The sequence below is a fragment of the Psychrobacter fozii genome (assembly GCF_003217155.1).
In the GTDB taxonomy this organism is placed as follows: Bacteria; Pseudomonadota; Gammaproteobacteria; order Pseudomonadales; family Moraxellaceae; genus Psychrobacter; species Psychrobacter fozii.
The window spans coordinates 83259-107997 of sequence record NZ_QJSU01000003.1 but is presented as its reverse complement, the minus strand read 5'-3'; the positions used below and the strand labels follow the sequence as shown (position 1 = coordinate 107997).

General features: G+C 42.1%; 21 protein-coding genes, 2 tRNA genes and 1 pseudogene. 10 read left to right on the top strand and 14 right to left on the bottom strand.

What is annotated here, in order from left to right:
• Positions 1-87: 87 nt before the first annotated feature.
• From DFP82_RS05050 to DFP82_RS05040, 3 genes and pseudogenes are all read left to right on the top strand, one after another.
• A complete protein-coding gene (locus tag DFP82_RS05050) occupies positions 88-1374 on the top strand; it encodes an aspartate kinase (protein ID WP_110922647.1) in 1287 nt (428 codons plus the stop codon).
• A 405-nt stretch (positions 1375-1779) separates the two neighbouring features.
• A pseudogene (csrA, locus tag DFP82_RS05045) lies at positions 1780-1947 on the top strand (carbon storage regulator CsrA); the annotation flags it as partial.
• Between the two features lie 123 nt (positions 1948-2070).
• Positions 2071-2445 carry a HopJ type III effector protein gene (locus DFP82_RS05040; protein ID WP_110922646.1) on the top strand — a complete coding sequence of 125 codons (375 nt, stop codon included), beginning with the start codon at positions 2071-2073 and terminating at the stop codon, positions 2443-2445.
• A 77-nt stretch (positions 2446-2522) separates the two neighbouring features.
• Here the strand turns inward: DFP82_RS05040 and DFP82_RS05035 are convergent, their stop codons facing one another.
• Together DFP82_RS05035 and DFP82_RS05030 are read right to left on the bottom strand one after the other, a co-directional pair.
• Entirely contained in the window at positions 2523-2834 is a 312-nt protein-coding gene (locus tag DFP82_RS05035; RefSeq protein ID WP_110922645.1) for a YeaC family protein, read from the bottom strand.
• A 68-nt stretch (positions 2835-2902) separates the two neighbouring features.
• Entirely contained in the window at positions 2903-3910 is a 1008-nt protein-coding gene (locus DFP82_RS05030) for an NAD(+) kinase (RefSeq protein WP_181416247.1), read from the bottom strand.
• A gap of 302 nt (positions 3911-4212) precedes the next feature.
• Between DFP82_RS05030 and DFP82_RS05025 the strand changes: the two genes are divergently transcribed.
• A complete protein-coding gene (locus DFP82_RS05025; RefSeq protein WP_110922643.1) occupies positions 4213-4935 on the top strand; it encodes a Bax inhibitor-1/YccA family protein in 723 nt (240 codons plus the stop codon).
• Positions 4936-5165: 230 nt separating this feature from the next.
• Here DFP82_RS05025 and DFP82_RS05020 read toward each other — a convergent pair whose 3' ends face one another.
• The 4 genes from DFP82_RS05020 to DFP82_RS05005 all read right to left on the bottom strand — a co-directional run bounded on the left by DFP82_RS05020 (position 5166) and on the right by DFP82_RS05005 (position 8877).
• The gene (locus tag DFP82_RS05020; protein ID WP_110922642.1) at positions 5166-5711 is read right to left on the bottom strand and encodes a hypothetical protein; all 546 of its coding nucleotides are present in this window, start codon (positions 5709-5711) and stop codon (positions 5166-5168) included.
• A gap of 154 nt (positions 5712-5865) precedes the next feature.
• Positions 5866-6159: a hypothetical protein gene (locus DFP82_RS05015; RefSeq protein ID WP_110922641.1), complete on the bottom strand. Its 294-nt coding sequence runs from the start codon at positions 6157-6159 to the stop codon at positions 5866-5868.
• A gap of 282 nt (positions 6160-6441) precedes the next feature.
• A complete protein-coding gene (locus tag DFP82_RS05010) occupies positions 6442-6894 on the bottom strand; it encodes a hypothetical protein (protein ID WP_146221327.1) in 453 nt (150 codons plus the stop codon).
• 603 nt (positions 6895-7497) lie between these two features.
• Complete coding sequence (locus tag DFP82_RS05005) at positions 7498-8877, bottom strand: aminotransferase-like domain-containing protein (protein WP_110922639.1); 1380 nt, start codon at positions 8875-8877, stop codon at positions 7498-7500.
• Positions 8878-9143: 266 nt separating this feature from the next.
• On the opposite strand from DFP82_RS05005, the gene DFP82_RS05000 reads away from it, so the two are divergent.
• The gene (locus DFP82_RS05000; RefSeq protein WP_110922638.1) at positions 9144-10325 is read left to right on the top strand and encodes an MFS transporter; all 1182 of its coding nucleotides are present in this window, start codon (positions 9144-9146) and stop codon (positions 10323-10325) included.
• Positions 10326-10598: 273 nt separating this feature from the next.
• On the opposite strand, the gene DFP82_RS04995 is transcribed toward DFP82_RS05000, so the two are convergent.
• The 4 genes from DFP82_RS04995 to msrB all read right to left on the bottom strand — a co-directional run bounded on the left by DFP82_RS04995 (position 10599) and on the right by msrB (position 12109).
• Positions 10599-10675, bottom strand: a tRNA-Asp gene (locus DFP82_RS04995).
• A 53-nt stretch (positions 10676-10728) separates the two neighbouring features.
• Positions 10729-10804, bottom strand: a tRNA-Val gene (locus DFP82_RS04990).
• Positions 10805-11027: 223 nt separating this feature from the next.
• Positions 11028-11513 carry a glutathione peroxidase gene (locus tag DFP82_RS04985; RefSeq protein WP_110922637.1) on the bottom strand — a complete coding sequence of 162 codons (486 nt, stop codon included), beginning with the start codon at positions 11511-11513 and terminating at the stop codon, positions 11028-11030.
• Positions 11514-11683: 170 nt separating this feature from the next.
• Positions 11684-12109 (bottom strand): peptide-methionine (R)-S-oxide reductase MsrB, encoded by a 426-nt coding sequence (gene msrB, locus DFP82_RS04980; protein WP_110922636.1) that lies wholly within the window; start codon positions 12107-12109, stop codon positions 11684-11686.
• Between the two features lie 365 nt (positions 12110-12474).
• On the opposite strand from msrB, the gene DFP82_RS04975 reads away from it, so the two are divergent.
• Positions 12475-14127, top strand: coding sequence for an aminotransferase class I/II-fold pyridoxal phosphate-dependent enzyme (locus tag DFP82_RS04975; RefSeq protein WP_110922635.1), 1653 nt, complete (start codon positions 12475-12477; stop codon positions 14125-14127).
• A gap of 100 nt (positions 14128-14227) precedes the next feature.
• Here DFP82_RS04975 and DFP82_RS04970 read toward each other — a convergent pair whose 3' ends face one another.
• Positions 14228-15835 (bottom strand): inorganic phosphate transporter, encoded by a 1608-nt coding sequence (locus tag DFP82_RS04970; RefSeq protein ID WP_110922634.1) that lies wholly within the window; start codon positions 15833-15835, stop codon positions 14228-14230.
• Between the two features lie 535 nt (positions 15836-16370).
• Positions 16371-18083 (bottom strand): ATPase, encoded by a 1713-nt coding sequence (locus tag DFP82_RS04965; protein WP_110922633.1) that lies wholly within the window; start codon positions 18081-18083, stop codon positions 16371-16373.
• Between the two features lie 238 nt (positions 18084-18321).
• Between DFP82_RS04965 and DFP82_RS04960 the strand changes: the two genes are divergently transcribed.
• From DFP82_RS04960 to DFP82_RS04945, 4 genes are all read left to right on the top strand, one after another.
• Entirely contained in the window at positions 18322-19035 is a 714-nt protein-coding gene (locus DFP82_RS04960) for an FFLEELY motif protein (protein WP_110922632.1), read from the top strand.
• Positions 19036-19372: 337 nt separating this feature from the next.
• Entirely contained in the window at positions 19373-20248 is an 876-nt protein-coding gene (gene ubiE / locus DFP82_RS04955) for a bifunctional demethylmenaquinone methyltransferase/2-methoxy-6-polyprenyl-1,4-benzoquinol methylase UbiE (RefSeq protein ID WP_181416254.1), read from the top strand.
• A gap of 101 nt (positions 20249-20349) precedes the next feature.
• Positions 20350-21054 carry a ubiquinone biosynthesis accessory factor UbiJ gene (locus tag DFP82_RS04950; protein WP_110922630.1) on the top strand — a complete coding sequence of 235 codons (705 nt, stop codon included), beginning with the start codon at positions 20350-20352 and terminating at the stop codon, positions 21052-21054.
• Positions 21055-21106: 52 nt separating this feature from the next.
• Entirely contained in the window at positions 21107-22768 is a 1662-nt protein-coding gene (locus tag DFP82_RS04945) for an ABC1 kinase family protein (protein WP_110922629.1), read from the top strand.
• 156 nt (positions 22769-22924) lie between these two features.
• Here the strand turns inward: DFP82_RS04945 and ruvB are convergent, their stop codons facing one another.
• Both ruvB and ruvA read right to left on the bottom strand, forming a co-directional pair.
• Positions 22925-23905, bottom strand: coding sequence for a Holliday junction branch migration DNA helicase RuvB (gene ruvB / locus DFP82_RS04940; RefSeq protein ID WP_110922844.1), 981 nt, complete (start codon positions 23903-23905; stop codon positions 22925-22927).
• 188 nt (positions 23906-24093) lie between these two features.
• Entirely contained in the window at positions 24094-24717 is a 624-nt protein-coding gene (ruvA, locus tag DFP82_RS04935; RefSeq protein ID WP_110922628.1) for a Holliday junction branch migration protein RuvA, read from the bottom strand.
• Positions 24718-24739: the final 22 nt, after the last annotated feature.

Here is a 24739-nt window from a genome sequence, read left to right as displayed (position 1 = left end):
ATGCAAACATTGATTGAGAGGCACGTGAATACATTGGCTCTCATTGATGATAACAAAAGGCCATTAATGAATAATAGGTAGATTTTTATGGCGTTAATAGTACAGAAATACGGCGGCACCTCGATGGGCAGTATCGACCGCATCAAAAACGTCGCCAAACGAGTCAAACGCTGGCATGACAACGGTCATCAAGTGGTCGTTGTGGTATCTGCCATGAGCGGCGAAACCAACCGTTTGATCGATCTGGCTCGCCAAATTAGCACTCAGCCTGATCCTCGTGAATATGACCAAATGGTTTCGACAGGTGAGCAGGTCTCTATCTCATTGCTCGCGATGGCGATTAAAGAGCTTGGTATCGGTGCGCGCTCATTTACTGGCCGTCAAGTCGCGATTAAGACTGATAGCGCCCACAACAAAGCCCGTATCGAAAGCATCGATGATAAAAATATTCGCGAGCAATTAGATGCTGGCAATATTGTCATCGTCGCAGGCTTCCAAGGTATTGATGAAGAAGGTAACGCGACCACATTAGGGCGTGGTGGCTCTGATACTACTGGTGTCGCTATTGCAGCTGCTTTGGGTGCGGATGAATGTCAAATCTATACCGATGTTGATGGCGTCTACACCACTGACCCTCGTGTCACCTCAAAAGCTAAGAAACTTGAAAAAATTACCTTTGAAGAAATGCTTGAGATGGCAAGTCTTGGCTCTAAGATTCTACAGATTCGTTCAGTAGAGTTCGCGGGTAAATATGGTGTACCTTTGCGTGTACTATCTAGCTTTGATGAAAACACAGACGGTAGCTTTGACCAAGAATTTCAAGACAATGTCGGCACCTTAATTACGATAGACGAAGGAGATAGTATGGAACAGGCAATCATCTCAGGTATCGCCTTTAACCGAGACGAAGCGAAAATTGTAGTACGCGGTGTACCTGACCACCCTGGTATTGCCTCTGCTATCTTGAGCCCGATTGGACGCGCCAATATCGAAATCGATATGATCGTACAAAACCTTTCGACCAATGGCACAACCGACTTTACTTTTACTGTCAATCGCTCTGATTTAGACAAAACCATGAAAGTGCTGAATGAAGAAGTCAAAGACGAGATTGGTGCAAAAGAAGTCTTAGGTAATAGTGAAGTCGTCAAAGTCTCACTAGTGGGTGTTGGCATGCGCTCGCACGCTGGCGTCGCTAGTCTTATGTTCCAGACGCTCGCTGAAAACAACATCAATATCCAAATGATATCGACCAGCGAAATCAAAGTCTCTGTACTGATTCAAGACCAGCATTTAGAAAAAGCGGTTAAATCACTACATACCGCATTTGGTTTGGATCGCGAAGATGGCGAAAGTAAAATCGCTGGGCTATAATAGCCATCTATAATCCTGATGTGTTCTTTATAGTGGTTGGACTATTATTTTAATTAACAGTAATAGATTTGGCTGGCGCAGCTAGCACTCATGGGTTACTAATAACATTCAATAATACGTTCAATTAAATAGGGTCTCTTGAGATCCTATTTTTATTTTTTATTATTGCTGACGTTAGTAGTTACCTAATAGTTTTGTGAAAACTCGTGACAGTCTCTGCCATGCCCCCTATAATGGGCTTTCATTTGGGCTAAATGAATCTACCTATCATTGCCGCCATTGGCACTACGCTAATTATTTTAGTTATGCCGATATATAGTATGTTTAATACTGCGGTGATGTCCTGCAATTGAGAAGTAATCTAATGAGTAATAATTTGTTGATGCGACATAAGGAGTGTGACGCATGTTAATTTTGACACGCCGCGTGGGCGAAACGCTAATGATTGGTGATGAGGTCAGTGTGACTGTCCTAGGTGTCAAAGGCAATCAAGTACGTATCGGTGTAAATGCACCTAAAGATATTGCCGTACACCGCGAAGAGATTTATCAACGTATTCAGCATGAGCGTTCTGTACAGTCGCAAATGCAACATCTTGAGCAAGGCAGTTTTGCGCCTTCTTTCGATGATGAAGACTATTTTAATCGCTAATCGATATATTTTCACTTTTCTAATCTGCTCTGAGGTCATTTATTTATGAGTATTCGCCAATCAGACATATCGGCTCTACTTAATGGTTTGAACAAAAAAGCCATTGGATTCAATGATGTCATCAGTTTTATTGATGATTTTTATCGCTATGCACCTGCCCCTTTTGTTAATGGCATGGTACATAATGCCGCTGGTGAAAACGAAGGCAGTGCAAAGATTTTTGGCTTTGCTAAGCTCCATGGCCTTGATCAATTAGACACGCTAAAACTATTCGGTGAGCATTATGCCAAAGTTCAAGCAACCCCTAATGGTACCGATCATGCCAATATTCGTAATTTTTTACATTGGGGTTGGCAAGGGTTTTTGATGCAAAAAAACCCACTAACCGTGCGCCCTAGCGTTGATACGACTGCACTTTAATAAATCGTCAAGCAATAAAAAAGCCACGCTATATATAGCGTGGCTTTTTTATTGTGATTTACATCGATAATAAATGCTTATTTATCACGAAACTTGACAGGTTGCACAGCCCCTTTAGGATTCGGCATGTTGGGATAATGATGCTCATGCTCAACATCACATTCTGCCCCAACGACAGACCCATCGTCTTTTACTGGTTTATGAATGTAGCCAGTACGCTCAGCAGGTGGTAGGTGCTCATGCTCCCAAACCATGATGGCTTGCATGCAAGTTTCACGCTGTTCAGCGGTTAGCTTGCGGCCATCAGGCCACTTACCTATCTCAATCGCCATACGAAACTTATCAGCCACTTCTGGCGTCAAACTTGCCAATATCGTTTGCTTATCCATCTTATCTACTCTCCACTACTATTTTTTTATAGCATATTCTATCTAACGTTTTTATATAACGGATAAAGTTATTCGTCATCATCCATAATATCATCATCGACATCCAGACTGAATTCTTCAGCATGGACGTTCCAGTGCAACTTTGTACGACAAGCTTCATAGAAATCAAACCCTGGTGGATGCAACAGTGTTAACTTATCAGGGTGCTTGCGAATATAGAGCCGCTGCTCTTGCTCAAGTGGCACACTCGGCTTACCGTCTGCACTGACCATCGGCTGAGTTCGATTATCTTCGTGAATACGAATACACACCTCACTATTACCACTCACCACAATAGGCCTGCTAGATAGCGTATGTGGATGCATAGGTACTAGACAGATGGCATCCATACTTGGATGAATGATAGGGCCACCACCTGACAGTGCGTAAGCGGTAGACCCAGTCGGTGTCGCCGCTATCAAACCATCGCTATGCTGTCTATAAACATCATGCTCGTCAATTTTCATCTGAAAATCAATCATGTGTACTGATTTTCCAGCATGTAATACGATGTCGTTGAGCGCCATGTCTTCGTGGATAATCTTACGACCTTCTCGTATCTCCATAGTCAACAGGAACCGATGATCTAGCTGGTAATCACCCATCAAGACTTGGCGTAGCTTAAACGCGGCCTCATCAGGCTTTACATCTGCCAAAAACCCAAGCCGACCACGGTTAACGCCCAGCACAGGAACACGGTAACGTGCTAAAGCTTCGGCGGCATGCAATATAGATCCGTCCCCACCGACAACGATGACTAAGTCGCAAATTTCACCGATGAGACTGCGCTTAACGATTTTAACTTTTTCAATCTCAGTGAGATTCAATGTTGGTAAGTTGGCCGTCTTTACATCCATAATCAATGTGAGATTCATATCATTGATCGTTTGGGCAATCTGCACGAGGCTTTGGGTGACACTACGCTTGCCTGCACGGCCCATCAATCCGATACGCCTAAAAGCAGGGTTTTTGATAGCGTGAAACAGCTCTGACTCATGTAAGTGTGGCAATCTGGCTGACTGCGCTGAGTTTTCCATAAAACGGCTCGGTATAACGGTAAAATACTAGGTAATGATAGCGATAAATGAGCGCTTAGACTAGCATGTTTATGAATTATCGTTGTTAACTGTCGTAATCGACCCCATATAGAAGCCATCATACGTTACTCTTAGACGTGTTTATTTAGCTATATAGCATCACATTATTATAATTCAATAAGCAACTACAGAATGTCGTCAGGCCTTTATGGCCGTCACGCAAACACAGTTGACAATAATGGCGGATTTGCTAAAGTAGCTGTTATCTAACTCATTTATATTTTATTATTAGGGACATATATATGGCCAATCCTATTGTCAGTCGCGCAGAACTTGCGATCGGCGGGAATCCAATGACGGTCAAGGGTGTTATTCAAAAGACCAGTCTATTACTTGGGCTATCAGCTATCACTGGTGTGGGCTTTTTCTTTTATGCACTTATGGCAGGTCTATCGCAGGGTTTTATCACGATGGCAGCCTTCGGTAGCATGATTGCTGCATTCGTTCTGGCTCTTTTCATCACTTTTAAGCCACAAAAAGCCAAGACTTTAGCCGTACCTTATGCACTACTAGAAGGTATATTTTTAGGCGGCATTTCACTGTTCTTTATGAGAATGTATCCAAGTGTGCCAGTGACTGCTATGTGTGCAACCTTTGTCACCGCAGCCGTTATGCTAGGACTATATCGTTCGGGTCTCGTTAAAGTGACTCAAAAGTTCCGTTCAATTGTGACCTCAGCCGTTATCGCTATCATGCTGGTCTATGTGGCTCAGTGGGTGCTTTCTTTGGCATTTGGCTCAAGCTTACCTTTCTTGTTTGAAGGCGGCGTTATCGCTATTGGCTTTAGCTTATTTGTTATTGTTATTGCTTCTTTTACACTGCTATTGGACTTCGATAATATCGACCGCGGTGTGGCAATGGGCATCTCAGAAGACTACGAGTGGCTATTCAGTATTGGTATACTTGCCACACTAGTGTGGATGTACATTGAGTTTATGCGTTTATTAAGCTATCTACAGGATTAGTATAAATAGACTGTCTAACAGTAAGCTAACACAAAAAACCGTCTTTGATTAAAGGCGTTTTTTTTGTGAGTCAAAGTAAATACTGGTTCACAACTAAGAATGTGATGATATTCTTGCAATTTACTCATCAGATAAAGCAAGGAATGAGCGTTGTTGATTTTCTCAATTTTTATAGGGCTATCTATTATTCAAACTAGCTATGAGTATCTGACTTCAATGTGATTTGGGAATTACTTTTCTTCATAAATTGTATCTTTTGGATAAACAATTTTCATAAAAATCCATAACCAAAAAATATTTATAAATAAAGTTATGCCTAAAAAAATCATGTTTGCATCTTTAGTAAATTTTAATGTTTTTTCATAATATCTTTTCTGCTCCCCTTCAACTTCCAAGGTTACTAGCTGTGGGAAATCATTACTAAACCCTAAAAAATCGGGTTGAAAATACCAGCCTATCTTTGCAGGTTTATCTAAATAAGGTTCAATATTCTTACGATCCATACAACTGCCAGAATCTCTAGTCGTGAAAGCTGTATAATGGCAACTAAAAACAATATCTTTACTAGGTTCTTCTATAGATTTTAGAGTGACACCAAACCCTTCATAGTCTAATACCCCTTCACTATAATGGAGCTCGGACTTTAAAGGAAAATTTCTACCGCTCCATTCTAAAAGAAGTTTAGATGGGAAAAAAAACAATGTTAATAAGAGAATAACGATATGGATTTTTTGAGATTTCGATAACTCGCTAAATTTTCTGAGATTTTTGAACATAAATTATTTCTTATAAAAGTTATCTAACACGTCATTTTGAAAAATCACCCAAAATAATGAGTTTTTCTTTGTTGTAATGGCTTTTGATCTTGTAGCAGTTCACAAGCTAATTATTCATCAAAACTCTCCATAATATTAATACATTGATTTATAACTACTTACCTGTTCTATGAAGCGTATCAATTGTCCAATACATGAAGACAGAAAACGGCAAAGAAAAGATAATCATAAATATATATCCTTTGTTACGACCACGTATGATATTAATAGTAGTAGCATAACTGTAAATAATTTCATCTCCTGACTGCATAGTGACAAGCTGTGTCATATCATTTTTAAACCATAATAGCTTTCTTTGTTGGTAGTAGCCTACTGTTACTTCTTTATCAAGATATGGATCGTAGAATTTTTTTGAACCACGTCCACTGTTTTCATTATTCCCAAACACTTAATAACTACAAGAAAAAATCTGACTTTGTTTGTTTTCAGCGCCGGTATATATCTATACATGTCTAGAGTTACCTACGTTGTCATGTAGGCTTAAAATACCTGTCGTATAGAATAGGGAGTCTTCTTTAGGGAATCCTATACCAGCATATTGTGTACTCATACTTATGAATATAAATAGAGACACGCTTAGGTAAAAGTCCAGTTTTCGCTTTATTTTAAATCCAAGCATATGTCTTACTCAAGGGAAGAGGTTTCAGTTATAAAGATAACTGGTCAATTATTAATTGGTTTTTTTACCCACTTTACTAAATAGCCAGTACATAAACACTGACAATGGAAAAGCAAATAAAATCATAAACTTGGAGATTTTGTTATTACTATTAATATTTCTGAGAGTATCCGTGTAACTAATAATCACCTTATCATCAACTTCTACAGTTACCACTTGAGGTACATTGTTTTTGAATATTAAAAACTTATCTTGTATGTACCACCCTATGGTCGCTTCTTCATTTAGATAGGATTTATAAAAATTGTTCCCACAATCACTACTTCTTCCGTTATCGAAGAATGAATAACCGCATGCAAAAACTTGAGTCTCTGTTTTACCCGCGACATTATCAAGCGTTAGGTGTTTAGTGTGACGCACATTGTCATGAAGACCTAAAATACCTGTCGTGTAAAAGAGGGAGTCTTCTTTAGGGAATCCTATACCAGCATATTTTGTAGTCATACTTATTAGTATAAATACAAATAGAGATACGCTTAGGTAAAAGTCTAGTTTTCGCTTTATTTTGAATCCAAGCATATGTCTTACTCAAGAGAAGGGGTATTAGTTATAAAGATAACTGGTCGATCATTAAATTATTAGTCTGCGCATAGTAGTCATCTGCGACAGGTTATTGCTAATAACAGACTCACTGCGGCAATAACAATTGTTTAGTATAATTCGAAGATACTAATGCAACAGCAATATTATCGCAACAAAAATTTACTTTTTTATTTACTAACATTACAAAGGGATTGCTTGCTAATATATTGTTGATTCTACGATTTTCATCCACAAGATATACACCCGTAAGGCGGAAATTTGATGCGTAGATGTTTTAGTAAAGAAGATTAAAAGAAAAGGCCTATACAAAAAAGGCATTTGAGCAGACACAGCAGACACAAAAAAAACTCAAGTAAACTAATACTTGAGGCGAAAATTGCTTAAACTCAAAAGTTTAAATTCGTTTAAAAAACATCATATAAAAGTTGAAATATTGAGAAGCAAGGCAACTTATACCCCCTTATCATAGGTTTCATATTAACTACTTTATATTAAGGCAGCGACCTAAGTCATCGATTGAGCCAATACCTCAAAGATCTTTGAATGACTCATTTGCGCCACATTGAATCGCATAAATTTTTCAGCATTGTCCGATTGACTAAAAACATTGCCCGGTGCCAATACCACACCTTTGGATAAACAGCGATTGGCCAATTCGGTCGCATTGTTATTCTCAGGTAATCGGCACCATAGGAACATACCCGCTTGTGGAAGCAGCCACGGTACGATGCCTAATTTAGCCAGTCGTGGTAACGTATGAGTACGGGCGCTTGCTAGCCGAGTATGGATATCATTCATATGTTTGCGATAGCCGCTATCAGTCAACGCTGAGAAAACAACAGCTGCCGCCAACTGACTGCCACCAAAGCCAGTGGCTATCTTTAAATCTACCAAACTCCCGACCCATTCTATAGGCGCGGCAATATAACCACAGCGTAGGGATGCGGATAACGTTTTAGAAAAACTGCCGATATAGAATACTCGTGATAACCCATCTAAAGCCGCCAATCTAGCTGCAGGCTTGACTTCAAAATCTGCAAAAATATCGTCTTCGATAATGTATAAACCAGCCGCTTGGGCCAACTGTAATACACGGTATGCCGTAGCAGGTGATAACGTTGCGCCAGTAGGATTGTGAATAGCAGCGTTGGTGATGTACAGGCGTGGCTTATGCTCATCTAAAATCGCTGCAAAGGCATCTACATCTGGCCCATTTGGCGTATAAGGCACGCCAACCACTTTGACTCGATGGGCAAGCAGCTGTGCTCGAAAGTTAAAATAGCAAGGATCATCGACGACGACCGTATCACCTGGTGTCAGTAAAAATCGAAAAATCAAATCTATCGCTTGAGTGCCTGAATCTGTCAGTATTATCTGTGACGGTTCTGCATTGATACTCAATCCTGCCATACGTCGCGTGAGTAATTGACGCAATGCTAACAGTCCTAGCGGCGTTGCATACTCACTGATAATGGACGCGTCAGCCTTTGCCACATTTCGCAAGCCACGGCGCATACCTACTTCAAACAGCCAATCCGCGGGCAACCAGCCACAGCCTGGCTTTAGCGCACCATCGGGTGGCTCCAGCGACTGCCGTGATACCCACAATGGATCTACCACTCGGTCAATTTTTGGCGCTATATCTGTCAATGATAGCGGCGCTGTCGTCTCTGCCACATAAAATCCTGCACCAGGACGAGAATAGATAATCCCCTCGGTTTGCAGGCGCTCATAGGCTTCAACTACTGTAGATGGTGAAAACCCATAGTCTTTGGCCGCGGCACGGATGGATGGTAACCGCGACTCTGGCATGTAAATGACAGTCGCTATTTTCTCTTTTACGTCAGCCATGACAATTTCGATACGTGTGAATTTATTATTCATATTTTTTACTGTTTTTGGTAGGTCAGCTTCTATGGATGTCTTGTCTCAAAATTGTAGATGGGACAATATATTGATTTGATGTTCGAACTGTATGGGTTCTATAGACCAAACAGTTATGTCTAATTGTACTGGATTGTATGTAGATAACCTACTGCGCTTTTGTTTTAATCATTGAACATAAAACGATGTAGAGGTAGGTGTCATTCTACTGTGAATCGCTCTAACCTCAGTCAATTCAATGATCACTCTTCAAAAAGCAGCGATATATGACCACTAAAAAATATAATAAATATCTGGCCTTTGCCTTATGTGTGATAACGACAAGCGTCAATATCCAAGGGCCGCTTTATGCCGTTTACGCACACAATGATGGCTATGGCGTACTAGCAACTACGATAGCGTTTTCCTTTTATGTATTAGGCGTCATACCTGTATTGTTGGCTTTTGGCGGATTGTCTGATCGAATTGGACGGCGCAAGACAATTTTAATAGCTTTAGCGTTATCAATAACAGCGACGGCTCTCATGCTATTTTATCCTTACACACGAGCGTTAGCAGTAGCACGATTCATACTGGGTGTGGGAACGGCTCTGATGGCTGCTACGGCGACTGCCTATATGATTGAGCTGCTTGGCTCATCAGATACGATGCGTGCGACAGCGTGGGTGACGGCCAGTACGACGATAGGTTTTGGTCTTGGCCCTGCTTTGACGACAGTTTCTTTGATGTTTTACGAAACCGATCAGCCAGCCAGTTTTTTCTTACTGCTAGCGAGCGGGATATTCGCTATGTTTTTGTTATATCAATTACCAGAGACAGCACCTAAACGCACTAATTTGCCCACCTCTATGCTACGGCTACCTTATTTTAACCGTGAAGTCATCTGGTATGGCAGCGGTATTTTGATTTGTTGGGCAACGACCGGATTGGTGTTATCCATTATCCCATCAGTACTGGCCTCACAGGGACTGGCTAAATATGCAGGGATATCCTCTATGTTAGCCATCAGTTGTGGATTGATTGTTCAGCCAATCGCCCGAAAACTTGACCCTCAAGTTTCAAGCAAGCTAGGCCTCTTAATCTTACTGCCAGCATATACTTTGTTGGCTTGGGGGACGTTGAGCGCCAACCTTCCAGTGATTCTTTTGGCCGCTTTTTTAGCTAGCAGTAGTTGTTATGGCTTTGTCTATCTAGGAGGTATGCTAGGAGTCGTACGCTCGGCTGGCAATGAGCAGGCACGTGCGAGTGCAGGCTATTTTCTGATGGCATATATAGGGCTTAGTGTGCCTGTTATCTTTACTGGTTTGATTGTGGATCGGTATGGTGCTGCTACTGCATTCTACTCCTTTGGTGTGTTTTCATTAGTTGGTGTGATTGTCTTGTTTGCCAGCCAGCCTATGTTGAAAGTTAAACGTCATTCAAACTTAGAAATGAGAAAGATTATCTGATCAAACCTTAAGTAGAAATAAAAGAAGTAATATTTTTCTTCGACCAATCGTAAAATGCGATACACGATAAAGTAAAAAATAGAATAGGCAGGTACAGGATAAGGACAGCATTAGGACATAAATGCTTTAGATGGTCTGTTCTTTTCTATTCGAAAGTCTAGCCACACACCAATCTGAGTTTTAGGTGATATCACAGACACAAAAAAACCTCAAACAATCTAATGTTTGAGGCGAAACTTGCTTAAACTCGAAAGTCTAAATTTGTTTTAAATATGGCGCAGCGGACGGGACTCGAACCCGCGACCCCCGGCGTGACAGGCCGGTATTCTAACCAACTGAACTACCGCTGCTTAGGTCTCTTTAGCATTTTACCTTTATGAAGAGGTCCACTTCGCTAAAGTAGTGGTGGGTGATGACGGATTCGAACCGCCGACATTCTGCGTGTAAGGCAGACGCTCTACCAACTGAGCTAATCACCCGCGAACAATTGCTATGCAATTTATTCAACATCAACTGAACTCTTAAGTTTGTCACTAAGCTCTGCTGCTGTGGGTGTGTATTATATAGATTTACAGTTGGGTGTCAAACAGTATTTTCGACTTTTTGACATATTTTTTGCATTTTCGTCGATATTTCTAGCAAGCATATGTTTTTATTGGTTTTATAATTTTATAAAAAACCAATATTTTTTGAGTTCGATACTTATTTATTGGCTAATGCTTGCTCAATATCATTTTTAATAGCTTCTGGCTTGGTCGTTGGTGCATAGCGGTCGATGACCTGACCTTTGCTATCGACTAAAAACTTAGTGAAATTCCATTTGATACCATCTGTCAACACCCCACCCTTTTGCTCTTTGAGCCATTCATAAATTGGATGAGCATCTTCTCCATTCACATCAACCTTTGCCATCATTGGAAAGCTGACACCATAGTTCTTTTGACAAAACGCACCAATCTCATCATTGCTGCCTGGATCCTGGCTACCAAATTGATTACAAGGAAAACCGATAACCACCAGTCCTTGATCTTTGTACTGTTGATATAACGACTCTAAACCTTCGAACTGCGGCGTAAATCCACATTTGCTTGCGGTATTGACGATTAATAGCACTTTATCTTGGTAATCTGAAAACGCTTGCGAGCTACCATCCATGCGCTCAGCCGTAAAATCATAAATAGCATTCATCATCTATCCTTAAATTGATTGCATCGTTGTTTTAATTGTTTTTTAAGCATTACTATATTCTTAGTAGCAACCACAACCATACTACCAATAAATAAAAAGAGTGCCAACAAATAAAAAGGAAGCAAAATGCTTCCTTTTTATACTTCTAAGCTTATCTGACCAGCTGACAACTACTTCTCAGATTTATCTAAATCAATAGAGACTGAGTTGATGCAGTAACGCATGCCTGTTGTCTCACTCGGCCCATCAGGGAATACATGACCCAAATGCGCGCCGCAGTTGCTGCAGGTTACTTCTGTGCGAGTCATGCCCAGCGAGTTATCGACATGCTCTTCAATAGCACTGTTATCGATTCCTTGGTCAAAACTTGGCCAACCGCAGCTAGCATCAAACTTATTACTTGAGTCAAATAAGCTGGCACCGCAGCCTTTACAACGATAAACGCCATCATCGGTCGCATCATTATAAACACCTGTGAACGGACGCTCTGTGCCTTTCTCACGCAGCACATGATATTCGTCAGCGCTTAAACGCTCTTTCCAGTCAGTTTCTGTTAACTGGCTGATTTCTTCTTTGCTAAGTTGATTATCTTGCATAATTTACCCTTAGTTAGATAGGTATTATCTAATATTTTATGTTGCTACTATTTGAGTTTTATCGTTATTGCTTTCTAAAAACGATGCGCCCTATCTATTGGTTACTGCTCCAATATTCAAGGTATATATTACAATAATATTATGTTGGTAAAGCAATTAGTAATAGGTAATCATGTGTCATTTTAGTATAAACCTATCTCATATACTTACGAATGCAAGATTTACTTGCATTTTTCTAATAATTTCAAAGTTAACTTGCATTGTAATTATTTATGCAATAATATCTTGCATTAGTACATAAACATTACTCTTCAATTAAAGTAATCCGTTTATTACAAACCTATTGATGAACACAGGCTTAACTGATTATGGCTAGTGATAAGAATAAGAGTGCACAAGCTGAGCGACTTGTACAGCTGCGCCGCGATAAAGGGTTCACTGCGGAGCAATTGGCACAGACGATGACGGCAGCAGGCGCGAAGGTCAGTCGTGGCGCTATCTCTAACTGGGAGCGTGGCACAAACGGTATCGTCTCGTCTAAGCTGCCGACGTTAGCACGCATCCTAGGCTGTAGCGAAGGCTATTTACTGCGTGGCGAACTTCAAAATGAGGCCAGTGCGACGACAAAATCCATAAATGGTGGTTCAGGCAAGAATAACGATTCATCTGCTGCTTTACCTGTAGACATACAGCCCAATCATACAGATCAAAATCAATCGAAAACAGTCTCTACAACCTCTAACGCTCAAAAAAACTCACAACACAATCCTAAGAGTGGTCACTCTATGAATACAATTAAAAAATCTGATAAATTACAAAATGTCTGTTACGACATTCGTGGTCCCCTACTACAGACTGCTAATAAGATGGAAGCGGAAGGCAAACGCATATTAAAACTAAATGTCGGTAACCCAGCACCGTTTGGTCTAGAAGCGCCGCATGAGATTTTGCGTGATGTGGCGATGAACTTAGCAGAAGCGACTGGGTATTCAGACTCTCAAGGGATTTTTTCTGCACGTAAAGCAGTATTGCAATATTATCAATCGAAAGGATTGTTATCAGCTGTTGATGTGCGTGATGTTTATTTGGGTAATGGCGTGTCTGAGCTGATTGTAATGACCATGCAAGCGTTGATGAATGATGGCGATGAAGTGCTCATTCCAATGCCGGACTACCCGCTATGGACAGCAGCAGCCAATCTGTCTGGTGGTACGGCCGTACACTATCGCTGTAACGAAGAAGACAACTGGCATCCTGATATCGAGGACATCAAGTCTAAGATTACCAGTAAGACAAAGGGCATCGTGGTTATTAACCCGAATAACCCGACTGGTGCGCTTTATAGCGATGAGCTGCTATTACAAATCATCGACGTCGCTAAAGAGCACGATCTCATCATTATGGCCGATGAGATTTACGATCGTATTCTTTATGATGACACCGTACATACGCCAATGAGTACGCTGACTGACGACGTGCTAGTCCTTTCATATAATGGCTTATCAAAGTCGCACCGTATCGCTGGATTCCGTGCAGGCTGGATGATGGTCTCTGGTCGCAAGCAACACGCAACAGACTTCATCGAAGGATTAGACATGCTCGCATCTATGCGCTTGTGTTCTAATGTTCAGGGGCAATATGCGATTCAAACAGCGATGGGTGGCCACCAAAGTATGAAAGACCTTACTTCCAAGACAGGTCGTTTGTATAAACAGCGTGAAATGGCTGTAACACGTCTCAATGCTATCAAAGGTATTTCGTGCACTATGCCCCAAGGTGCATTTTATTGTTTTCCAAAGATAGATCCTGACGTTTACCCTATCACGGATGACATGGACTTTATGATGGACTTACTGATTGAAGAAAATGTCTTAATGGTACAAGGTACTGGATTTAACTGGGACAAACCTGATCATTTTCGCTTAGTATTCCTGCCCAATCTACATGAATTGGAAGACGCGATGGATCGCTTAGATCGATTCTTTGCCAAAAAACGCCTACAGTTTGGCACTGATTGAACCTGTATTTGATACAAAAAAACGCTTATCGGCATGATGCTGATAAGCGTTTTTTATGATGCTAAGATAGGCTTTATTGGTGAACTCTATAGCATTAGTCCTAGAAGATATTTACCAATATCAGATAGCTAATTGCAGACATTGAGGCTGCCGCAGGAAGGGTAATAACCCATGCCAAGCCAATCGGCTTCATAAGCTTCCAATTGGTATCTCTATTGACGATACCGATGCCCAGTACTGCACCTACCAAGGTATGCGTGCTTGATACGGGCAGACCCATCGTTGATGCACCCATCACGACAGCAGCAGCAGCCAACTCAGCTGAGAACCCAGAAGCTGGATGCATCTTCGCCAGATTGGTACCGACCGTCTGAATCACTTCTTTACCGATGAACCAAAGACCCACAATCAATGCCACACCAAAAGTCAACATAACCGCAGGTGGTACTGCCGCTTCAGTCGAGATGCTATTGGTACGAATCACATCCATAATGGCAGCGAAAGGACCAACCGCATTGGCAATATCATTCGAGCCATGACTAAAAGCAAATGCTGATGCCGTAAAGACTTGCATCCAGCTAAACATAATAAACGTGGCTTTAGTCAAGTCTTCTTTATGCTTACCGCGGATACTTTTGGTATAAATATAGGTTGCCAGCCATACTAGCGCTGCGATCATCCCCATAATTAAAAAGCCTTGCAACGTCGTCATACCATTATTGACGTTCTTTAGACCTTTAAAGACAACCAGAGAGGCCATGACTGCACCGCCCATAGCCGCAATTATAGGTACCCATTGCTTCAATGCTTTTAGCGTATCGAGGTTGCTGCGTTCGTTTTCAATTTCATACAGCTCTTTGTAATAATCCGTTTCTAAGTCTTCAACAACACAATCATCATCTTTATAGATTTCTTGATCGCGTAACATAGCTGACGTATAAGCCAACTGCTCAGACTCTGTCAGACCGTCCAGGTATTCTTTATGATTTTGCTTTAAGGTTTTTTTATTACCTTTTAGCGTCGCAATATAGGCTTCTGTTTTGTCATTATACTCAATAATATTTTTCTTGATCTGTCCATATAGCAGATAGGACAAAACGCCGCCTAGTAACGGTGATAGAACCCAAGAGATGGCGATAGTACCAATCTTACCCCAATTCACAGTTGATAACGCCATTTCAGTACCACCTAACGTGATACCTAATACAATGGAGCTACCAACCACGCCGCCGATAATCGCGTGCGTGGTCGAAACTGGCAGACCTTTTTTGGTCGCAAATAACAGCCAAAATGCAGCAGCAATAAGTGCTGAGAGCATGACATAAATAAACTGGTTGGGCGCGACTGAGAGACCATCTAGATCGACAATGCCACTTCGAATCGTATCGGTTACTTCACCACCTGCCAGCACAGCACCTGACACTTCAAATATCGCGGCGATACCCAATGCTTGCGGGATAGTCAAAGTCCCTGCACCTACTGACGTACCAAAAGAGTTGGCGACATCGTTACCACCGATATTGAATGCCATAAAGACACCAAAAGCAGTCGCCACAATAAATAGCGTCGTTTGCTGACGCATCGTGTAATCTAGACCCCACCACAAAAAGTAGCTGGTCATTGCAACCAATAAAATGCCAAAAAATAGATTTATTCTCATCGAGCCAACGGTTTTGACTGACTCTGTAGAACTGCTACTAATACCCATACGTTAATACGTCCTGCGTAAGCTGATTGAAATTATATGAGGTTGATAACATTGCGCTGCTACTCATAAGGCTTGTTGTAGCATCTTATGGCGTAGCATACATGAAACACGCAACATGCTTTTAAATGGTCTTAAACTAACTATGGCCAAGGCGAAGAACGCATCCCTCAACATGTCACAAAGCCGCAAGTTATATTGCCAAATCATCTGATTACAGCATCTTGCGGCTTAGATATTTCATAGTGATATTTGTGGTGCTACTAATGGCTATTGTAACAATTTCTGTCGTAATTATTAAGGTATCTGTATTAAATAACCCAAACGCGCTATGTGCTAAATTAAAATTATTAGTTAGCAGACGCTGTTACGCGCTCTATTATATTAAATATGAGCGCATAATGCATGATGATATTGCGAGATTTGTAACTGCCAGTGTTTGAGCGATATAACTCTATTATTTATGGCTGACTATAGTCGATTCAATTTAAAAGTGATACAAGTTAACCAAGTATAAAAGCCAGTATAAAAACAAGTACTAGCTATCATATGCTGAAGATAACTGCTCAATAGCGTGATCTAGCACGTCCAATCGTGCTTGGCGCTTTTCATTCGTAGCGATGACACACCAAGGAGCATTTTTGGTATCTGTGTACGCCAACATATCAGCGGCAGATTGTACATAATCAGACCATTTATCACGGTTTCGCCAATCATCATCCGTTAGTTTGAATTGTTTGTGAGGTGTCTCTTGACGCTCCTCGAAACGCTTAAGCTGCTCTTTTTTATCAATTGCCAGCCAGTACTTAATAACTATCGTGCCTGCGGTGACTAGGTCCGCTTCAAAACGATTGATCTCATCATAAGCGCGCTGCCACTCGTCATCAGTTGCAAACCCTTCGATACGCTCAACCAGTACACGTCCATACCAAGTCCGATCAAAGATGGCGACACGACTGATATGATCAGTTTGCTCATTAGGTAGTCTCGTCCAAAAGCGCCATAGATAAGGATGTTGTAGCTCATATAGCATTGGCGCGCTAATGTTATAAACTTGATACTCACGTGGATCGAGCGGCGCGACCAACCTTTTAATGGCCCCACCCTTGCCAGCCGCATCCATACCTTCAAAAGCAAATACCACATGCCGGCCATTACGCGCCCGTAGTAATTCAGCAAAACGCGCTTGCTTCTCTGCCAATGCTTGACGGTAATCAGACTTATCTATGTCTACATCAACGATGCGCTTTAATTGCTTCGGTATTTTGACCGATTTGAATACTTCTAGCTCCAGCGCTGCATTTGTCTGGTCATTAGATTCTGATTTATCGGATGATTTTTGTTTTTTAGCCGTTTCAATCAAGCTTGCTTTACTACTCACTAGTGCAGTTTGCATCGCATGTAGCACTTCATGACAAAATTGATCGGCTGCTTGTGATTTATCATCACCATCGATAATGATCCAGTCATCTTGCTGTCGTAGTACGGCTGCGGCAACTTCATTAAACTTTTCGATGACTTTTTGACTGTTCCAGTCAATTTGATATAAAAAATGTGGATCAGCTTCTTTGTCATTCAGCCGTGACTGTAGGGTTTCAATATCGACATGAAACCAGCACTTCAGTAGTCTAGTTTGGTTGGCAACGAGATCTTGCTCAAAGGCTTGTAGCTTGATAAGTTGCTGCTCTAGATATGCTTGCCATTTAGCGATAGGCAGCGATTTCACGTTGACCGATTTTTTATCTTTTGGATTTTTACTTTTTGACTGCTTGATTTTTGACTGTTCGTTATCACTGTCTGATGTCGCCATTCGCATAGCGTTGTAAAGCAAATCAGCGTACCAGTTCCCGAAATACACCATCACGTCACCATGACGTGGCATAACGTGAGTATGCGCTTGCCAAATAGGCTGAGACGCCAATGGACAAGAACCTATCGTAGCCTCAACTTTAAGCAACCTAGGATCAACCCATTCTCGCAGCTGCTTCACCGCAGTTCCTTTGCCTGCCTGCTCCATTCCATTAACCAATACTAATAAACCTGTCGGCTTATTGAGAGTGGGCGGTGTTTGTTGCCGCGTAGCTCGTAGAGCGTATTGAGCGGTAACCAAGGCCAGTCTCAGCGAATCTGTATCCATAGAAAACTGACTGAGGGGATTGGGTGTCAGACGCTGATCGACAACCTGCTCACTAAATTGCGCACTGACTGACTCTAGCTCGGTTGGTCCAGTCGTATTATTCTGTTTGCTCATAACCTAATCGTCCTATGATTTAAAACGCAGTCCTTTAATCATAGCATTCGATTAATCGAGTAAATAACGATGCTATGTAACAGTTTGACATTTGTATTCTACTTTATTTTCTTTTATTGTGAACACCATCTAGAATACATGCTTTAATAACTATTTATCAGTGTAAGACACTAAGTATAAATTATCATTTTGATTATATTCTTTTTACTACTTTTACTTATTTGTAGGTTTACGTACTATGGCCGCTTTAGCCGATTTACAACAGCATTTGACACGTTTTTGGGCGCTGCCCTATCATGAAGATTTGGCATTAGATGCCAAGCTCAAAGACGTACAATCATGGCAACAAACACGGATTAAACACACGCACAGCGACCTCTTTGAACAGCCAAAAAACCAGCTGATGGCAGATTATTTTCTAACGCAGCTATACGGCGGGGATGAGTTCAAATTGCTGGCCAAACAGTTAGCACGCATTTTACCTAAAGCCCAAAAACTAGAACGTCTAGCGAAAGAGTCTGCGTTAGAAGCAGGTAGCATGGGTATCCAAGCGGCGATTTTAGCGATTGAGCTAGACTTGCATTTGGCTCAATGGCTGGTCGCTGCAGCGTTACCAGTTAATGAAGAGAATATGCTGGCTGCGTATCGTGCTGTCGATGAAGCTGACGAGCGCCGAGTACAGATTCGTAACCTGAAAGAGGTCTGCTACCGCACTGACAAGCACTTGAACTCGTTCATGCTCAAAAAAGCCTTTGCCCTAGCTAAAGGCACTGCGTATCGCTACAATTTCCAACCACTTTACGACTTCATTGATACAGGGTTTAAAGCCATGAAACCGCTCAAAAGCGTGAGTGATTTTATCGAGCCTTTTTGTGAGCGTGAGCTGATAATTATTGACCAAGTCCATGATACGGATAATGGCGGTAAGCCAATGACGTTTGGTGTATCATAGGATACATAATACACCTGAGTCACCGCCACCTTATATCTCTTAGAAAGACAATCATAAAAATGAATGATAGGACAACACCATGACCGATACTGCAAATAATAAAAATACGCATCTCAACCAACCAACGACAACCAACGGTCATTTACAAGATCAGCTGGTAAAAGATAGTATCGCCAACAATCAAAATATCACAGCCCAAGTCCTAGCAGCACAAACTGCTAACGTAGAGACTCTGCCAACAGCCAATGTAAAAAACCAGAACACCAGTGCAAAGAGTAATGACTTTACTCAAGTCCAAGACTTACCGACTGGAACACCACAAGGCCAACAAACCACTATGCCAACCAATGACACCATCGATAATACCCATAGCAAAGTAGAAAGTGTCTCTGCCAAGGTAGAAGCCGCCAAACAAACACTTTTCAACCAGCGTGATGACATCAATAATCCACATACCTCTGATACTGATGGCGAAGAAGAAACACATTTTGGTTATAAAACAGTCAATAAAGCAGAAAAGCAGGCACGCGTGGCGGATGTCTTTACCTCTGTTGCCAAAAAATATGACATTATGAACGACCTAATGTCTTTCGGTATCCATCGTCTATGGAAGCGTTATGCCATAAGCTTGTCAGGTGTGCGTTCAGGTCAGCATGTGCTTGATATCGCGGGTGGTACTGGAGATCTGGCCAAAGTCTTTAGCCGTGAAGTCGGTAGAAACGGCCACGTAGTATTATCCGATATCAACGCGGCTATGTTAGAAGTAGGTCGTGAGCGTCTGATCAATGCGGGCTGTAATAACGTTGATTTTGTATTGGCCAATGCTGAGACACTTGCACCTTTTGACGATGAAAGCTTTGACTTAGTAACCATTAGCTTTGGTCTGCGTAATGTCACAGACAAAGATGCCGCGTTAAAAGCCATGTATCGCGTGTTGAAGCCGGGCGGTCGTTTGTTGATATTAGAGTTTTCAAAGCCTGTCTTTGAGCCATTATCAAAAGCGTATGACCTATACTCTTTTACCGCACTACCATTAATGGGTAAAATTATTGCCAATGATTCAGAAAGCTATAAGTATTTAGCAGAGTCAATTCGCATGCACCCTGATCAGCAAACACTGAAACAAATGATGCAACAAGCGGGCTTTGAAAATTGTGATTACCATAACCTAACTGCTGGTATCGTTGCTGTCCATCGTGGCTTTAAAGCGTAACGACAACGTACGATTAGTAAGACCTTATTGAGCCTGACACGACCATACTATGCGCTGATGCAGCTAATGCAGAGGCGCTCATTTAACGATGCGAGAGCCTTATGCTGACTGTCCTCCTATTAGCTGGTGCCGAAAAGCTGATCAACCTTGCCATTGCTAGTGATGAGATTACTCAAGCAGGTCTAGCACCACTGGCTGGCAAAGTCTTACGACTGAATATGGACATGCCTGAAATCAATCTAGATGTGCTGTTTACTAATGAGCGTTTACGCTTTGAGCCCGTCACGACCGATAGTGTATTTGAACCAAGCGGTCAGATGAATGAACGCCAAAAAGCCAGTATTGAACGATCACGTCTGGGTCACAGTCAGCCAGACTGTACCATTACCGTAGAAAACCCCGCTCAACTGCTCAACCTGATGCGCGGCACTGAGGGCAATCTACCTATCGCTGGTGACTATAAAGTGCTGATGCAGCTCAAACAATTGGTCGCAGGCTTTGATCCTGACGTAGCTGGACAGCTTGAGCCATTCATTGGTAAACCAATGGCGAGTCAATTGCATCTGCTTATCTCGCAGCTCAAAGGTAGCTGGCGTCATGGTGCTAAGCGTGCTTTTAACGATGTCAGTGATTGGGCAAATGACGTAGCTGGTAATAGTTCTCCTAATCCTGCTGAGGCAGCAGAAGTGAATGACCTCAAGCAACAACTCCTAAAGCTACGTGCTGATGTCGAACGTGAAGAGGCCAAACTCGCGGCTATCAAGGATGAACAGGTACGTTTCCTTAATAACTCATTTCATCAATAGGCAATCGCTACGCCTACCCTATTTCTGACTTTATTTAGAGTACATATATCTCATGCTATTATCTCATCGCGCCCGTTTATTTGAGCTTTGGCGTATCGCCGCTACGTATCGCATTGATACCCATTTTTCGGTCGAAGAAGCACCGCAGCTGCAACCTTTAGCACGTCTAATTCGTATGCATCCAGCTGCTTGGGGTAAAAAGCATCAACCCAATGCGATTAAATATGCGCTTGAAGATATGGGTACGCTGTTTTTAAAACTTGGACAACTGCTCTCTACACGTCGTGATTTAGTACCGCCTGAGATTATTGAGCAACTGGTTCAACTACAAGACAAAGTCAAACCGTTTGACGCTGATATTGCTGTCGCTCAAATTCAGGATACTAAGGATGGTTTTGGGCAATCTATCGAAACACTATTTGCACGCTTTGACATCAAACCCCTAGCGGCTGCTTCTATCGCTCAAGTTCATACGGCTGCTCTACATGATGGCCGTGAAGTTGTGGTAAAAGTGGTTCGCCCTGATATCCGTACCACCATTGTTGCTGACTTTGAGCTACTACGTGAATTAGCCAACTGGGCATCTGCTCGTATCGAAGCGGCACGTGCCATACATATTATTGATATTGTCGAAGACTACCGTCAAGTCATGCTTAACGAGTTAGATTTAACCCTTGAAGCAGACAACACGACTCAAATGCGCAATAACTTCTTGGGTTCAGCATTAATGTATGTGCCTGAAGTCTATGATGCGGCCAAAAATGTGATGGTGATGGAGCGTATCCAAGGTGTCCCCATCTCACAAGTTGAGATGTTTGACCAACTGGGCTATGACCGTGCCGCACTGGCTAAAAAAGGCTTAACGATATTTTTTACTCAAGTCTTCCGTGATAACTTCTTTCATGCCGATATGCATCCGGGTAATGTATTCGTAGAAACACCACCAATTCAAACACTACGCGCAGGTATGGCAGCGGTCGATTTAGGTCATGAGCCACGTTATATCGGTCTAGATTGCGCCATCATGGGCACTTTGTCGAAAGATGATCAACTTATCGTCGCGCGTATGCTGTTGTCAGTCATGAATGACAACTTTACGGCAATGGTTGATATTGTGAGCCGAGCAGGTTGGATACCACCAAATACTGATAAACACGCCTTGATGCGCGATATGAAGCGCACCGTTGGGCCAATGCTAAAAAAATCCATTAATGATATCGACTTTGCTGGTGTCTTAATGCAGATTCTAGACATTGCACGCCGTCATCATATGAGCATTCCACCGCAACTCATGCTATTACTTAAGACATTGGTACATGTTGAAGGCCTTGGTCGCGATTTATATCCTGATCTTGATATCTGGTCACTTGCCAAGCCCATTCTAAGCAGTTGGATCAAAGAGCAGTTAGACCCTATGCGTAACTTACAGCAGCTTCGTCAACAGTTACCTGAGATGTTACTGTCTACCACTGATATTCCAAAATTGTTGGATCAAGGCTTACAAAGTCTTGCTTCACAAGGATCACGTCAAGACAGTCAACTACGAGAAATACAGCAAATTCGTGCTGACATGCTTAACGACCGTCGCCGTGACTGGCTAGCACTGGCAGGGTTTGCTATATTTATTGCTATTGCTACGCAAGTCATCGGCTGGCTATCACCTATTTTCTACCTATTGGCTATCTTAGTTGTGATTTGGCGTATATTGGCTTAAAGACCAGCTTTATCTTTTATTTACTTAGTTCAGAAAAAGCCTCGTAACTTTAGACTCAAACAAAGAAATGCACCTGCTTTTAATGAGAAGCAGGTGCATTTTTTATGCTAAATACTGAATACTGAATACTGAATACTGAATACTGAATACTGAATACTATAGCATTTGGTCAATCGCCATTTGGGTCAATACGCGACCACGTGCCGTACGCAGCACATAGCCTTGTTGAATCAGATACGGCTCAATCACATCTTCTAGCGTGCCCCTATCCTCCGCCATAGCAGCTGCTACCGCTTCGACACCAGCAGGACCACCATCAAAACGCTCATGCAATATTTCGATATAGCGTCTGTCTAAATGATCGAGACCACGTCTATCAACGGCCAGCATATCCAGCGCACTGCCCGCTATCGCACCATTGATACTGCCATCACCTCTTACTTCAGCATAATCACGAACACGGCGTAGCAATCGATTGGCTATCCTCGGTGTACCACGCGCACGACGAGCAATCTCTACCGCGCCATCTTCACTCATAGGCACACGCATCAAACGTGCTGCTCGACTGACAATCGTCGTTAGGTCAGCAATATTATAGAACTCAAGTCGCTGTACAATACCAAAGCGATCGCGTAGTGGCGACGTCAATAGCCCTGCTCTAGTAGTCGCTGCAACCAAGGTAAATGGAGGCAGATCAAGCTTGATAGAACGGGCAGCGGGCCCCTCACCAATCATAATATCTAGCTGGAAATCTTCCATTGCTGGATATAATATTTCTTCGATAACTGAGCTCAATCGATGAATCTCATCAATAAATAGCACGTCACCTTCCTCTAAATTGGTCAGCATGGCTGCCAGATCTCCTGGACGCTCAAGCACTGGCCCTGAGGTCGAGCGCAAATTACCGCCCATTTCACGAGCAATAATATTAGCAAGCGTGGTTTTACCTAGACCTGGCGGGCCAAAAATGAGGGTATGATCTAACGCTTCTTTACGGCCTCGCGCTGCACCAATAAACACTTCCATCTGCTCACGTACGACTGGCTGGCCAATATATTCAGCCAATAGTGCTGGTCGAATATTGGAATCAGGAGCATCTCCTGCTCCTTCTAGCGGATTAATCAAACGATCTTGCATCATAGTTTTTATCATTATGTTGAAAAATTAGGTAATAAATAGCATAACCAAACGCCACCTATAAGTCATGCAAAACATCAAAAGTTATCTGCCAAAACGAAAATAAGCGACAATTAATGTCGCTTATTTATTCGATATGTATTAGGGTCTGCTGAATATTCAAATATTAATGACAACAGTAGCCAAAACTACTTAAACGTTGATAGCTGTTGTAACGTAGCTTTTAACAATCCTTGCGTATCTGCAAAGACATCACCTTTACTCTTAGCGGCTTTGATCGCTTGCTGAGCTTCTTTTTCTTTATACCCCAAACTAATCAGAGCACCTTCTACTTCAGCGATGATGTTGTCTTCGGCAGAAATCTCAGCAGGCTGAATAGCAAACTCTAAATTGCTATTATCCACTTCAATATTTTTCAGCTTGTCTTTTAGTTCAATCAGCAAACGTTGCGCCGTCTTTTTACCGATACCTGGAATACGAGTCAGAGCTGTCTCCGAATCCTGCTCAACGTGCATTTTGAGCTCAGCTGCCGACATCGCAGATAACATAGCCAATGCCATTTTGGCCCCAACGCCATTGATTTTAATCAACTGACGAAAGACATCTCGCTCTTTGCGATCGATAAATCCATAGAGCAGCTGCGCATCTTCACGCACATGAAAATGCGTCCAAATACTTGCCTGCTCATTGAGATGTAGCTGACAAAATGAAGGCAATGGCAGCTCAATATCATAACCAACACCAGAGGTAGTCATGATACAAGCGGTTGGTGCCATTAAATATTGCACTTGTCCGGTAATCAATCCAATCATCACTCACTACCTCTTACATAGG

Coding starts and splice junctions, on each gene's coding strand:
- DFP82_RS05050 (WP_110922647.1), top strand. CDS start 88: ATGGCGTTAATAGTACAGAAATACGGCGGCACCTCGATGGGCAGTATC.
- DFP82_RS05040 (WP_110922646.1), top strand. CDS start 2,071: ATGAGTATTCGCCAATCAGACATATCGGCTCTACTTAATGGTTTGAAC.
- DFP82_RS05035 (WP_110922645.1), bottom strand. CDS start 2,834: ATGGATAAGCAAACGATATTGGCAAGTTTGACGCCAGAAGTGGCTGAT.
- DFP82_RS05030 (WP_181416247.1), bottom strand. CDS start 3,910: ATGGAAAACTCAGCGCAGTCAGCCAGATTGCCACACTTACATGAGTCA.
- DFP82_RS05025 (WP_110922643.1), top strand. CDS start 4,213: ATGGCCAATCCTATTGTCAGTCGCGCAGAACTTGCGATCGGCGGGAAT.
- DFP82_RS05020 (WP_110922642.1), bottom strand. CDS start 5,711: ATGTTCAAAAATCTCAGAAAATTTAGCGAGTTATCGAAATCTCAAAAA.
- DFP82_RS05010 (WP_146221327.1), bottom strand. CDS start 6,894: ATGACTACAAAATATGCTGGTATAGGATTCCCTAAAGAAGACTCCCTC.
- DFP82_RS05005 (WP_110922639.1), bottom strand. CDS start 8,877: ATGAATAATAAATTCACACGTATCGAAATTGTCATGGCTGACGTAAAA.
- DFP82_RS05000 (WP_110922638.1), top strand. CDS start 9,144: ATGACCACTAAAAAATATAATAAATATCTGGCCTTTGCCTTATGTGTG.
- DFP82_RS04985 (WP_110922637.1), bottom strand. CDS start 11,513: ATGAATGCTATTTATGATTTTACGGCTGAGCGCATGGATGGTAGCTCG.
- msrB (WP_110922636.1), bottom strand. CDS start 12,109: ATGCAAGATAATCAACTTAGCAAAGAAGAAATCAGCCAGTTAACAGAA.
- DFP82_RS04970 (WP_110922634.1), bottom strand. CDS start 15,835: ATGGGTATTAGTAGCAGTTCTACAGAGTCAGTCAAAACCGTTGGCTCG.
- DFP82_RS04965 (WP_110922633.1), bottom strand. CDS start 18,083: ATGAGCAAACAGAATAATACGACTGGACCAACCGAGCTAGAGTCAGTC.
- DFP82_RS04960 (WP_110922632.1), top strand. CDS start 18,322: ATGGCCGCTTTAGCCGATTTACAACAGCATTTGACACGTTTTTGGGCG.
- ubiE (WP_181416254.1), top strand. CDS start 19,373: ATGCCAACCAATGACACCATCGATAATACCCATAGCAAAGTAGAAAGT.
- DFP82_RS04950 (WP_110922630.1), top strand. CDS start 20,350: ATGCTGACTGTCCTCCTATTAGCTGGTGCCGAAAAGCTGATCAACCTT.
- DFP82_RS04945 (WP_110922629.1), top strand. CDS start 21,107: ATGCTATTATCTCATCGCGCCCGTTTATTTGAGCTTTGGCGTATCGCC.
- ruvB (WP_110922844.1), bottom strand. CDS start 23,905: ATGCAAGATCGTTTGATTAATCCGCTAGAAGGAGCAGGAGATGCTCCT.
- ruvA (WP_110922628.1), bottom strand. CDS start 24,717: ATGATTGGATTGATTACCGGACAAGTGCAATATTTAATGGCACCAACC.